Annotated in this window: 15 protein-coding genes; all 15 read right to left on the bottom strand. The window is 44.0% G+C overall.

The features are described from left to right. Window positions 1-279 precede the first annotated feature (279 nt). Window positions 280-537 (bottom strand): phage tail assembly protein, encoded by a 258-nt coding sequence (locus HC733_RS03250; protein ID WP_190363625.1) that lies wholly within the window; start codon window positions 535-537, stop codon window positions 280-282. 6 nt (window positions 538-543) lie between these two features. Continuing rightward, entirely contained in the window at window positions 544-1,053 is a 510-nt protein-coding gene (locus HC733_RS03245) for a phage major tail tube protein (protein ID WP_152086226.1), read from the bottom strand. Further along, complete coding sequence (locus HC733_RS03240; RefSeq protein ID WP_190363624.1) at window positions 1,053-2,216, bottom strand: phage tail sheath subtilisin-like domain-containing protein; 1,164 nt, start codon at window positions 2,214-2,216, stop codon at window positions 1,053-1,055. Before HC733_RS03240 ends, HC733_RS03245 begins: the two co-directional genes overlap by 1 nt. 118 nt (window positions 2,217-2,334) lie before the next feature. After that, the gene (locus HC733_RS03235) at window positions 2,335-2,670 is read right to left on the bottom strand and encodes a GPW/gp25 family protein (RefSeq protein ID WP_190363623.1); all 336 of its coding nucleotides are present in this window, start codon (window positions 2,668-2,670) and stop codon (window positions 2,335-2,337) included. 14 nt (window positions 2,671-2,684) lie between these two features. Then, window positions 2,685-2,984 (bottom strand): PAAR domain-containing protein, encoded by a 300-nt coding sequence (locus tag HC733_RS03230; protein WP_190363622.1) that lies wholly within the window; start codon window positions 2,982-2,984, stop codon window positions 2,685-2,687. 3 nt (window positions 2,985-2,987) lie between these two features. Further along, on the bottom strand, window positions 2,988-3,698 hold the full coding sequence (locus tag HC733_RS03225) for a phage baseplate assembly protein V (protein WP_190363621.1): 711 nt from the start codon (window positions 3,696-3,698) through the stop codon (window positions 2,988-2,990). Further along, window positions 3,688-4,296, bottom strand: coding sequence for a hypothetical protein (locus HC733_RS03220; protein ID WP_190363620.1), 609 nt, complete (start codon window positions 4,294-4,296; stop codon window positions 3,688-3,690). The genes HC733_RS03225 and HC733_RS03220 overlap by 11 nt, the downstream gene beginning before the upstream one ends. A gap of 101 nt (window positions 4,297-4,397) precedes the next feature. Continuing rightward, on the bottom strand, window positions 4,398-4,751 hold the full coding sequence (locus HC733_RS03215; protein ID WP_190363619.1) for a hypothetical protein: 354 nt from the start codon (window positions 4,749-4,751) through the stop codon (window positions 4,398-4,400). Window positions 4,752-4,760: 9 nt separating this feature from the next. After that, window positions 4,761-5,495, bottom strand: a complete 735-nt coding sequence (locus tag HC733_RS03210; RefSeq protein WP_190363618.1) for a hypothetical protein — start codon at window positions 5,493-5,495, stop codon at window positions 4,761-4,763. Between the two features lie 13 nt (window positions 5,496-5,508). Continuing rightward, window positions 5,509-6,069 carry a phage tail-collar fiber domain-containing protein gene (locus HC733_RS03205; protein WP_152086234.1) on the bottom strand — a complete coding sequence of 187 codons (561 nt, stop codon included), beginning with the start codon at window positions 6,067-6,069 and terminating at the stop codon, window positions 5,509-5,511. Beyond that, window positions 6,069-7,010, bottom strand: coding sequence for a phage tail protein I (locus tag HC733_RS03200; protein ID WP_190363617.1), 942 nt, complete (start codon window positions 7,008-7,010; stop codon window positions 6,069-6,071). The genes HC733_RS03205 and HC733_RS03200 overlap by 1 nt, the downstream gene beginning before the upstream one ends. Further along, a complete protein-coding gene (locus HC733_RS03195; protein WP_190363616.1) occupies window positions 7,011-7,901 on the bottom strand; it encodes a baseplate assembly protein in 891 nt (296 codons plus the stop codon). Window positions 7,902-8,473: 572 nt separating this feature from the next. After that, a complete protein-coding gene (locus HC733_RS03190) occupies window positions 8,474-9,001 on the bottom strand; it encodes a hypothetical protein (RefSeq protein WP_190363615.1) in 528 nt (175 codons plus the stop codon). A gap of 9 nt (window positions 9,002-9,010) precedes the next feature. Continuing rightward, window positions 9,011-10,387 carry a hypothetical protein gene (locus HC733_RS03185; protein ID WP_190363614.1) on the bottom strand — a complete coding sequence of 459 codons (1,377 nt, stop codon included), beginning with the start codon at window positions 10,385-10,387 and terminating at the stop codon, window positions 9,011-9,013. Window positions 10,388-10,396: 9 nt separating this feature from the next. Beyond that, window positions 10,397-10,714 (bottom strand): hypothetical protein, encoded by a 318-nt coding sequence (locus HC733_RS03180; protein WP_190363613.1) that lies wholly within the window; start codon window positions 10,712-10,714, stop codon window positions 10,397-10,399. Window positions 10,715-10,722 lie beyond the last annotated feature (8 nt).

Genomic DNA, 10,722 nt, shown 5'->3' with positions numbered 1-10,722 from the left:
AGGAAATACAAAGAAATGAGCGACGTGCCTGTATTGGAAGTGCCTTAAAACCAAAGGAGATTTGGCTAGCACAAACAGGCGTGGTGTTTATTTTTGTAGCGCGAATCACACTCAAAGTAATGTGATTTGCGCTACAAAAAAGGCGGGATTAACCCGCCTCAGTCGATTGTTTGTAGTCTACGGCTGCCTCAAACCATTCGCACAGCTCAGGTTCGGTCAGCGCGTTTAACTCGTTTAAGCCCCACCCAGTATATTTAGCGAGGGCAATAACCATTGCTTTTAAGCGCTTGGGCGGGATACGAGAAAAGCCTGTAGCTTCTCGCGTAATTTGACAAAGTCACTCCAGTCTAATTCTTCAATCACATCTGGAGAAACCTCGCACAGATTTGAGAAGTAGCGAATTTCGCTTTCTGACTCACTCAAGTCTGTTTTGTCCACCATTAAACGGTCACGTACTTTTGGTCGTCTCATTGTAAGCGTTGCATACTCATGCGCGTCGATCGTTACTGGGAAGTTCAGTTTAATGATATCTGTCATAATGTATTACGCTCCAATTGCAGCACGTAGAAGTGCCATTTGATCTTTACCGTTGATGATACGTGTATCGTTGTATAGGTCGATGTCGTAGATAACGTCTTGACCAATTTCAAGTTTGTACTTTTGAACCGCGTATTGAAGCGTTAGTTTTGCTTCTTCGCCATCTTTCCAATTACCCATTTCAACTTCTTTGAAGAAGCCTTCAAGTGTAACTTTAACTGGTACTGGCTCTTCGCCTTGTGCTTGAATTGCACCACGCGCTGTAAGTGGTGTTGTTTTACCACTCCAGTCGCCTAGTAGCTTCATCATGTCAGCGTTGTACTCAAGTAACGTTACTGAGCCTTCAAGCTTTTCAAGCTGACCTACATCAAGCTCAATTGGCGCTTGGAAGCCTGAGGTTACTTCGCGAGTTTTAACCGTTACTTTTGGTAGTGTGATTTCGTCAGCAATACCTAGGTAGCCTTTACCATCAACGAATAACTTGAATTTTTTTAAGATTTTAGGAGACATTGCCATTATACGATTTCCTCTAGGTAGTTGTTGGTAAGAATGCTCTTGAAGGTGATGTGCTCAGCAGGCGTTGGTGGTGTAAAGTCAAAGCTGAAGAACACTTTACCTGCTTGGATGTTTTCAGGTGTATTTAGGTCTTCGTCAGCCCAAATCTGGCCACCTAAAATCGCACCTTGTGCTTTTAAGCTATCAAGGTAAGACTGAACGCTTTGCGTTACATCTTCGATGTAAGTTTTTGTGATGTTACGGTCAACCGCCCACATATGTGCACGTAGCAGTGAGTCGTTAATCATATCCGCTGTACGTACCACTGAAAGGAATGCCCATTTAGGGTCGTCAGAACACGTGCGGTTACCCCAAAGCTTAAAGCCGTTTTGACGGATAATGGTCGCTACTTCTTTTTCATTCAGTAGGTTAGCACGCGCATTTGAGTCGCCTAATTGGAAGTCAATTGGACGAGCTGTACCCACAATACCATTCATATTGGTATTACTTGGACTCCACCAAAAACCTCTATCGTTGTCAGATTTCGCAATCATACCAGCAACACGTGCACTGGCAGGTTCAACAACAGACTGACCGTCTTTAAATACTTTAACCGCTGGGTCAACAACGAATACGCGACGTGAACCAAAGTCTGCACGGTATGCTTTCGCATCTTCATCGGTTGTATTTGGACCATCAGCAATGATAACTGCACGTAAACGTTCAGCGACCGACACCATCTCTTTAACAACTGCGTTTGCTTCACCTGCTGGACGCTGATGTGCATAACCTGGTGCGACTAAAATACGAGGTGTTACACCAAGTACAGACTCTGCACCCAAGAAAGCATGTACACCTTCATAAGAGCCATCCGCGGCAACACCACCAACCATGTTAGACATGATTGCAGCCTCATCAGCACCTTCAACACGTACCACTACAACTACTGCACCAGCTTGGTCAAAAATACCATCCATTGCTGCTGGAAGTGTACCTTCAGCACCTAAAGGCGCTGCTTCAGCACGTTTACCTGCAATTAATACAGGTGTATTAAGTGGGAATTTTTCAGCATCTGCAGCTGGCGCTGTACCGATAACACCAATTACTGAGCTTTTTACTGTTTTGATTGGACGAGTGCCTGATTGCGCCTCGATCACCTCTACACCATGTAGAAATTGTGACATATGATTCTCCTTTAAGGGTATGTCAGTTAGAAACAAAAAAACCACGCAAAGCGTGGTTTAAGATTTAAAAAATAATTGGGGGATTAAGCCCAGTTTGCTTGTCGTTATACCTTAGGTATTAAACTTGAATGCCTTCGATTAATACGGGTTCGCCGTTAATTAAATACAGGCCATTTATATCAATAGATAATTTACCGCTGCCTGCAGGATGCACGGCAACCGATTCCAAACGAAAGCGTGGTTCCCATTTTTCAAGCCCTTCAGAAATGGCGAGGGTAATATCCCCCACCAACGAGGTAGAAAATGGTCTGTCGAGTAAATCGAATAAACCACAGCCATAGTCACGGCGCATAACTCGACTACCGAGCGGCGTCGTCACTATGTCACGAATACTTTGTTTTAGATGGTCAACCCCTGAAAGCGGTCGACCCGTTTGTGCGTTCATACCTATCATTGCGCTTCCTTTTGTTAACCGCCCACAGTAAAACTGCCCTCACCCAGAGCCATTGCACCACCGCAATTGGTTGCATCACCTATGCGAGCCACTGCTTTTCCCGCGATAGTAAAAGTGCCCGCGCCTTGTGCGATTTTTTTACCGATATGCTTGGTTTTTGGGTCTGCAATCATACTGTGGGTACTAATTGGGTCACCTACCCGTAAAGCCGGTTTACCTGCCACCGTAAAACTAGCTTGAGTGGCACTGGCGGTACCGGGCAAAAACCCCACATGCACATTAGTTAAATGGCCATCAAGAGAAATTGCTGGCATAGCTTACTCCTGTGCACTAATTGAACTACCGTTGAGCTTTAGTACGTCCGACGCTTTTACCGCCACGTTGCCACCCGTAGACTCGATATTGACCACTTTACCTTTGAGGTTAAGTGCATCGGTTGCCGTAACAGAAATGCTCCCGGTATTGGTGGTTAAGTTGGCATCGCCATTTTCAACCGTGATACTGGCATTTTCAGTGACAGTGACGTTGGCGTTGTTTTTCACAATCACGTTTAAGTCGTTCTCACACTCTAAGATAATGTCTTTGGCTGATTTGAGTTTGATTACCGCGGTGTCTTCTTTGATGTCAATTAAGTATTGATGTTTATTGCGGTCGTACTCAACCAGCGAACCATCTTGGTATTTGGTGCGCTGCACGTTGACACGCTCTTCCTTGGCAACATCGCTTACTACCTTGTCGATGTTGTGCTCTTTTTGATAGATGCTGCCGAGTACCACGCCTTGGGCTAAATCACCGCAGGGTGCCAACACCATCACTTGCTCACCCACTTCAGGGGCTTGCCAAGTTAAATCGTTAAACGCTTGATTGGTTAGCCAAGGCAGCCAAGTGGTAAGCCAATCACCAATTTTGACTCGTACTTTGGCTGTTTCGTAATCCACTTCATTCACAGTGCCAAGCGATATCAACTTTGCTAAGCGATTTTGCATATCTGCCTGTGCTAGATTACTTTGCAGCGAATTAGCCAGCATTGTTCACCTCCGCTATCACCACTTCACCCTCAGCATTTACCGTTGCCACATGATGATGCACGCCCCCTTGTGGACCTAAATACACATCGGTAATAGTAGGCCCAGGTAGCTCTTCTGGCGGCTCAACTTGATAGTAAAACTCCCAAATTAGCTTAGTTTTGCCTATCATCGAGTCGCTTTGCTTGGTAAAAGCAAACTCAGCATTTTGCGCCACAAAATGCTGCCAAGGAACGGGCACACCGTCTGCCTGCATCAAGGCTTCACCAGTTTCAATCACAGTGTCCAAACGCTTTAGCAGCGCGATGCTATCGGCATCTTCCGCTTCGATGTCTAGTTGCAGTTTTAGCACTCGTCTATCGAGTGGATTTGGGCTTAAGTTCTTGTTTGAAGTAGGCCCATAGGTAACGCCTGACGCGCTACCGGTACTTTGCAACTCACTGGCTTGACGTTCTGATATCAGCGTGACACAAAGCTGCGCCACTTGCGTTAAGTCTGGATACGGCATTGTCGGTTTTATTAAACCAACCTGTGCGATGCCTTGAAGTCCAGACGTCAGGTACTCAAGCACCTTTTCAACTAGGGTACTGCGATGATTCATAGTGATTCTCTGATATAAATGATCAGCCTTTTAAAATAAACAATGGCTGGAGGATTAACGGCGGACGATGTGCCCGAAGAGGGTTAGTTAGATAGCTTAAACTATGCTTTTGCCAATATTTCACTGACACCCAAAGCGCGAGTTTCAATCTCTTGAACGACGTTGTCTATGCCTTTTTGCTGATACGGAAAAGTCAGAGTCCCTTGCTCTACTTTTTGAGCAAACTGACCAATTATTGAATTTGATTCAGATGCTGCACTTTTCACCTCTTCTAGTGAAGTCGCCTCTGCTAGCTTAGTTGTTAGCTTGGCAAATTCCACCAATAAAATATGGCATGTATCTGACACGGTACCTAGTAAAGAGTCATGATCCGCTACGTTGATTTTGATCTGACCGCGTTTAACTTGCTTTTCAAGCTCTAAAATTGCTTGTTCTGATAAAGGTTTATATTCCATAAGTGCCCCCTAGGCTTCAATTCCAGGATAATTAACGACTCGGTCTATTGAGAAGAAGCTGTTTCCACCAAACTCTAAGATATTCTGAGGCTTTAAACCTTCGCCTTGCCTTGGTGATACGACTTGATTCTTAAATCTCACATACAGTTGACTATAGGGATCAAGACCTGAAATTTTTATAGAGTTAATATCATATACTCTGGCACCATCCCACCAACCTCCAGTACCCTGTATCGTTAAATTCTTAGCTGCTATTTCTTCGTTAATTTGCTCACTGGTCGCTTCAGTGTTAGCCAATATGAACTCTACAAATGAACGAGACCAGTCGTTAACATACTTTTCTGGCTCTTCATAGTATCCAGGTTCTGACGAATAAACATTGACAGTATGAACTTTGGTCAACTTCAGCGGCGCTGGATATGTAAGATACCCTGTATTTGTAACGGGTACTTTAATCCACTGTGTTTGTGTTTCATCATTGGGATCAATAGTGGGCTCTAATGACGCTTTTGTATGCAGAACGCGGTCATAGTAGCTAATAATCTGATTTGCATGACTATTTCCAAGCTCCATTATTGCTTTATCAATATCTTGATTTGCTTGCGTAATTACACTGTTAACCTCACCCATTTTGGTCGATACAGTACTGTTAATCTGACCAATTTGGTCTTGCACCGTTTGGGTTAAATTATCCGCAGCGGTCACTACATCGGTTAAGCGCTGCGTCATTGTTTTTTCTGACATGAAAACTCCTTAATTATTGAGCTTGCTCTAAAGCCACTAAACGCAGCTCTTGTTCAATTTGCCTTTGCATGGTGTTGAGCTGTACTAGTGCCATATCGGCCAGCTCTCTATCCACAATGATATTGAGGTTGTCAACCCCTACTTTTACTTCAACACTATTGGATGGAATTTGTGCTAAAGACAAAGTAAGCCACTGCAACACCTTTACATCTGGAGTGCGATAACCCAGTGTGGTGTTTTCTTGTGAGTACACGCCCAATAAGATCAGCTCAGGCTCGCCCTCACCGCTGTGATCAGGCGATTCGATAAAGACGCCAATTTCACGAATGGCGTACTCCAATGGCGCATCAAACTTAGCGGCAATTTTTAGCTCGCTGGTTTCACCATCGCTGTAATCGGTATCAACTATAGCAACGCGCTCTTTTTCGCCTTTTAGGGCTGTTTGTGTTTTGCTTGGTGTGTAAGCGGCATCACCAAAAGCCATATGGCTAATTTTGCCTTTAAAGCCACGCTGTGTAGCACTGAGCAAGGCGTTTAGTCCCGCTTGAGTAAACTGCAAGGTTAATGCAGACATTAAGTCGCTCCTTGTAACGTTAAATGATTAAATTGAATGCGTGTTAGCAGTGCGGCAATGCCTTGAGAGATTGCCCCAGGTTCAGGTTTTACCCCTAACCACGCAGCCTGATATTCGCAACTTGCAATGGCGCTGTTGCCACCAAGGGCTGCCCCCAATGAAGCTTTTGAGCTTGGAGGGGTAATGCCTGTTAACTGCGCCTGTTTATCAATCGCAGTAATGCCTGCCTTGGCACCTAAACCTGCGGTTAAAAATCCATTTGCGCTGTTGGGCCTAACGCCCTCAAACTGTGCCTGTTTATCACTTGCACCCACGCCAATTTTTGCGCCCAACACAGCACCAGAAAACAGCGTGCCATCATCGGGATGCACGCCGTTAAATGCCCCATCCTTGCGGGCAAGTCCAATCCCTGCACCACTAAACAACCCGGTTGCAAATTGCTCTTTCAACGAAATGCCTAATTGCACTTCAACGTGCACCGATGCACGCTTGGCGGTATCTACAATACGTTTAACCTGCGCTAGCATCGCTTTGGTAAGCAAACCTTGCGCGTTGGTATCGAGGTTTTGATTCACTAGCGCCTGTACCAGCACTGTGCCCCGTTGTGCACCTTCGCTTTGCCACCACTCTTGAATATCAGTTTCAATGCCCAAACTATCGAGAGCTTTTTTGAGTGCGTACGGGGTAGCCTTGTAACGGTGTACTTCAAATGCATCAGCAATTACTTGGCGCTTGTTTTTTTCGCTCCACGCATCATTCCAGTCATCCACCGACAGTGACCAAGCCAGCCATGGTAATAACTGTGCTGGGCACTTTTGTGGATGCCAAATATCGTAAAGTAACTGAGTTTGCTCTGGATAAGTTAATAACTGCGTAAGTGCGTGTAGTAATTTACTGGCATTACTGGGCAGTAACTTGGGCAAGTTAGCAAAGTTATCCATTTACTCCCCCAAAGCCACATGGGTATTTACTTTTATGCGCTCGCACAGTGCAACCTCATCGGCCGCCACCACAATATCCTCTGATGGGCTGATAATTTGCCCGCTTTCAACCCCCGGCTGATTAAGCGCTGCAAACAGCCCCATTTGATTTATATCTCTACCTAACAAACTTTGTTTTGCTAGATACTGAGCAAGCGCAGCTTTGACCGTTTGCTCTACTGCCGATGCAGCAGGCCCCGGTGCAATATTTATCGACACCTCTAAATCAAAACGCTTTAGCTGTGGGCCAGAGATTGTCACTCTATCGCCAAGCGGGCGTACTTTTGACGCCTCTTTGGCAATGTTGCCATCGATGGTTAATCCAAAGTGTTGATGTAAAGTATTCATCAAATCAGTTGATGGCACCCCATCTTTCTCGTGGCTTAAAATAGTTAGGTGAATATCACAAGGCTCTGGGCTGGTTACGTACACGTCTTTTACCCGCGAGTCTGCCGACAAAGCATGAAATTGATAGGCTTGCTTACTGCCTGCGGTATTTAACCCTTCAAACACCATTTGAATACGACGGCGAAAACGCTCATCCGATTCATCGGCTTGTCTAGCTAAATTGTACCTTGCCGCAATCGCCTCTAAGTCATTCCCTGTGGCGCTTGCTAACATACTGCCTTTAATGGCGTTATTTAATTTGCTATCGAACAGCGTTTGTTGATATGACATCATTTCAAGCAACACCAACATAGGTTCCGACTCTAAGGAAAGTGCGTCTTTGTACTGTGGGTATTGCTCCAGCAGTTTTTGCTTTAGCTGTGATAGCTTTTGCTCGAAATCCAGCTCAGTAATGGTGTCAGGTAATGGCACCTTCGACATATCTAATAAGTTAAAAACGCGCATATGCACCTCTGACGCCAATAAAAAAGCCCACTTTTTAAGGTGGGCTTAATTGCTCGGATAATGGAACTGTTAAGGTTTAAATGCCTGTGTTTAAGCATTTAGTTAATCATTCAGTATATGTGTATCTTACTGATTTTTAGCGTTTAAAACAGGTCAATGCTGACCTGAAGTAAGTATTTAAAAAACGCCACCGTCATTCTGACGAAGGTCAGAACCTCATTACACTCAGCATCGGGTGCCGACGATTAGCAGATCCTGAAACAAGTTCAGGATGACAATATTTGTTAAGAGTGACGGAATGCTTTGTTCTGCCCCAATAAAAAAGCCTACCACAGTGGGTAGGCTTAAAATGCAAGTTGGGACATAAACTGTATGTTAACTCGGTTGATAAACTCGGTTGATAAACTCGGTTGATAAACTCGGTTGAGAAGCTCAAGTGAGAAACTCAACTGAGTTAATTAATCAGCATATGTGTATCTTACTGATTTTTAGCGCTTAAAACAGGTCAATGCTGACCTGAAGTAAGTATTTTAAAAAACCACCGTCATTCTAACAAAGATCAGAATCTAACATCACGCGGCAGTTTGCGTCTGCCTTATTACGTAAAAGGTAATACTACTGGCACTAAAGCGTGGCTGCGCAAACTCTTCGTTTAGTAATGCTTGTGACACTTCAAAACGACCTGATGTGGGAAAGTTAAACGTTGCACTAAACTGGCCATTTTGCACTTCAATAGGAAAGTACACACGGCGACCATCATCGCGAAGCACCGGCACTAAAAATGACTCATCAGCAATATCCAACAACCCTGTTAAAGTGACATTCTGTCCTTCCGCCACAGTTACTTTAATCGCATCCAACGACTCGAAATTGCTTGGAACTTTTAACGCTCCGTCAACAGCTTGCAATTTAACCGTTTTAAGCTCAGGCATGGCTCGTTGCGCAAGCTCCTCTTCACGCGCTTGTTCTTGAGCTTGATATTCTATATACCAAAGCTGCGCTTGTTGTTTGGACTCCCAACGCTCCCCCGTCTCTGGGTGGGTTAGTAAATACGTGCCATGCAAATAGATGGCTTGTTTTTTATCGCTCCAATTAAACATATTCGCTCCTTAAGCAAAGTAAACGCGGCAAAGTGATTGTGTTTGGTGGTTATTACTATTTTCAAAAAAACGGAAATATTGATAAACAATCAAAGCGTTGTGAATCGGCGAATACGTGATTAATTGCGGGTAACCTTGAGCATGATAATTCGCACTGTTACTTTCATAACTGTTAGTTGGTGCAACCGATTCTAAATTTGCTCTTATAGGAGACCCTAAATTTGGTAATTTCACTCGACTTTTAAAGCTCTTAGCATAAATGTAACGGTTGGTTGCATGTGATAGCGTCGACTGATTATATTGAACAAGCCTTTGCGTACCAATATTTGTCATCGTTTCATATGTGTTATCTTTAAATGCGGCCTCCAAGCGAGATGGGGGGCGAGTAACACTAAGATAAGACAATGAAGATAAATAGCCTGTCTGGGAGCTGATACCAATACTTGAGTTTACGGGTTTAATCGTACGGTTGTGCAATGGTTCAAGACCCTGTGCTAGCGCCCAACTATCAAACTGAGTTTCGTTACTGAAAGTTTGTTGTAGTTGTTGTATCCATGTGCTTCCGTCGAATTCATGGAGAATTCCTGCATCAACCGAATATAAATTTTTCGTTTCTTTATCCTGATAAAGCTTAAAATAATCCGTTTCTAACGTTGCTTGAGTAGTAAAGCTTTGGCTCTTATAAATTGTAAGCTGCTTAGTACTTGCTATATAAGAAAATAGTGTATTTTCTCCACTCGGCAAAACCAAAACTCCAACCGTATCACTTCCATTTGGAGCAATAAGAGGAGTAGTTCGAGTAGCTTTAGAGACCTCTCCTTTTGAATCAATCATTAAAATTACAGCTGGGTTGTCTGCTTGAGTAGCACTCCCAGCATCAAAATAGCCGTAAAAGGTCTTATTGTCATAGTTCGCTAAACTAACGCTATTATATGCTCCATAGACTTGAGTAGTATTAATCAATGTCGAAACAGTATTATCATAATAATCCAATCTAAATTCTGGTTCGCCCAGTTTAAAAGTTGGATCAATGAGCTGTTTGGGCAGATCTGCTAACGTGTTAGCAACATTGGTCACTAAGCTTGAAGTGATCTCATTAAACTTAGTCTCAAGCTCAGGCAATAGCCCAAGGTTATCACTCTGTTCCAGCAATTTAGCTTGTAACTCTTTTACAACGTCACTAGCACTGGTTAGGTGACCTGTCGCCTCGCCCAAATGCTCTTGCGCCACAGCCACTATCGCGGCTTCCAAATTCGCACTACTTGATAATTTTTGAATGGCGTTGCTAACTAAGGTTTGCTCTTCTGCGCTGAGTTTTTCATTACTGCGCATTTTGTCGACCAAGTGGTCGACCATTTCCTGAATGGCGTTATTAATCGTTGCCATAATGTCCTCTTAAAGTGGGTAGATGGTTTCACCAAGTAGGTGATTGATTTTTTGCTTGCGATGTAGCTCGTGGTGGGCCGCTTGTTGCTGATTTATTAGAGCTTTTAGCTCTGCCAGCTTTGCGTCATTACTGAATGCTTGCTGTGCAAGTGCCAACTGTTGCTGCGTAAGCGCCTCTTGGTGTTGACTAAGGCCCTGTTCATGAGCCTCTACATCGGTATCAATTTGTGTCAGCGCTTGAATTAGCCTTAACACATCTTGTTCAAGCAAATTACTAGGATGAGGAAGCGGATAATCACGCTTAGGCGTATTAATTTCAACGGTCATACTTGCTC

The organism is Pseudoalteromonas sp. S16_S37, assembly GCF_014694405.1.
Taxonomy (GTDB): Bacteria; Pseudomonadota; Gammaproteobacteria; order Enterobacterales; family Alteromonadaceae; genus Pseudoalteromonas.
This window is presented reverse-complemented; position numbering and strand designations above follow the sequence as displayed.

What these genes read in the sequence shown, in the direction of transcription:
- HC733_RS03250 (WP_190363625.1), bottom strand. Translation starts at nt 537, where the DNA reads ATGACAGATATCATTAAACTGAACTTCCCAGTAACGATCGACGCGCAT.
- HC733_RS03245 (WP_152086226.1), bottom strand. Translation starts at nt 1,053, where the DNA reads ATGGCAATGTCTCCTAAAATCTTAAAAAAATTCAAGTTATTCGTTGAT.
- HC733_RS03240 (WP_190363624.1), bottom strand. Translation starts at nt 2,216, where the DNA reads ATGTCACAATTTCTACATGGTGTAGAGGTGATCGAGGCGCAATCAGGC.
- HC733_RS03235 (WP_190363623.1), bottom strand. Translation starts at nt 2,670, where the DNA reads ATGATAGGTATGAACGCACAAACGGGTCGACCGCTTTCAGGGGTTGAC.
- HC733_RS03230 (WP_190363622.1), bottom strand. Translation starts at nt 2,984, where the DNA reads ATGCCAGCAATTTCTCTTGATGGCCATTTAACTAATGTGCATGTGGGG.
- HC733_RS03225 (WP_190363621.1), bottom strand. Translation starts at nt 3,698, where the DNA reads ATGCTGGCTAATTCGCTGCAAAGTAATCTAGCACAGGCAGATATGCAA.
- HC733_RS03220 (WP_190363620.1), bottom strand. Translation starts at nt 4,296, where the DNA reads ATGAATCATCGCAGTACCCTAGTTGAAAAGGTGCTTGAGTACCTGACG.
- HC733_RS03215 (WP_190363619.1), bottom strand. Translation starts at nt 4,751, where the DNA reads ATGGAATATAAACCTTTATCAGAACAAGCAATTTTAGAGCTTGAAAAG.
- HC733_RS03210 (WP_190363618.1), bottom strand. Translation starts at nt 5,495, where the DNA reads ATGTCAGAAAAAACAATGACGCAGCGCTTAACCGATGTAGTGACCGCT.
- HC733_RS03205 (WP_152086234.1), bottom strand. Translation starts at nt 6,069, where the DNA reads ATGTCTGCATTAACCTTGCAGTTTACTCAAGCGGGACTAAACGCCTTG.
- HC733_RS03200 (WP_190363617.1), bottom strand. Translation starts at nt 7,010, where the DNA reads ATGGATAACTTTGCTAACTTGCCCAAGTTACTGCCCAGTAATGCCAGT.
- HC733_RS03195 (WP_190363616.1), bottom strand. Translation starts at nt 7,901, where the DNA reads ATGCGCGTTTTTAACTTATTAGATATGTCGAAGGTGCCATTACCTGAC.
- HC733_RS03190 (WP_190363615.1), bottom strand. Translation starts at nt 9,001, where the DNA reads ATGTTTAATTGGAGCGATAAAAAACAAGCCATCTATTTGCATGGCACG.
- HC733_RS03185 (WP_190363614.1), bottom strand. Translation starts at nt 10,387, where the DNA reads ATGGCAACGATTAATAACGCCATTCAGGAAATGGTCGACCACTTGGTC.
- HC733_RS03180 (WP_190363613.1), bottom strand. Translation starts at nt 10,714, where the DNA reads ATGACCGTTGAAATTAATACGCCTAAGCGTGATTATCCGCTTCCTCAT.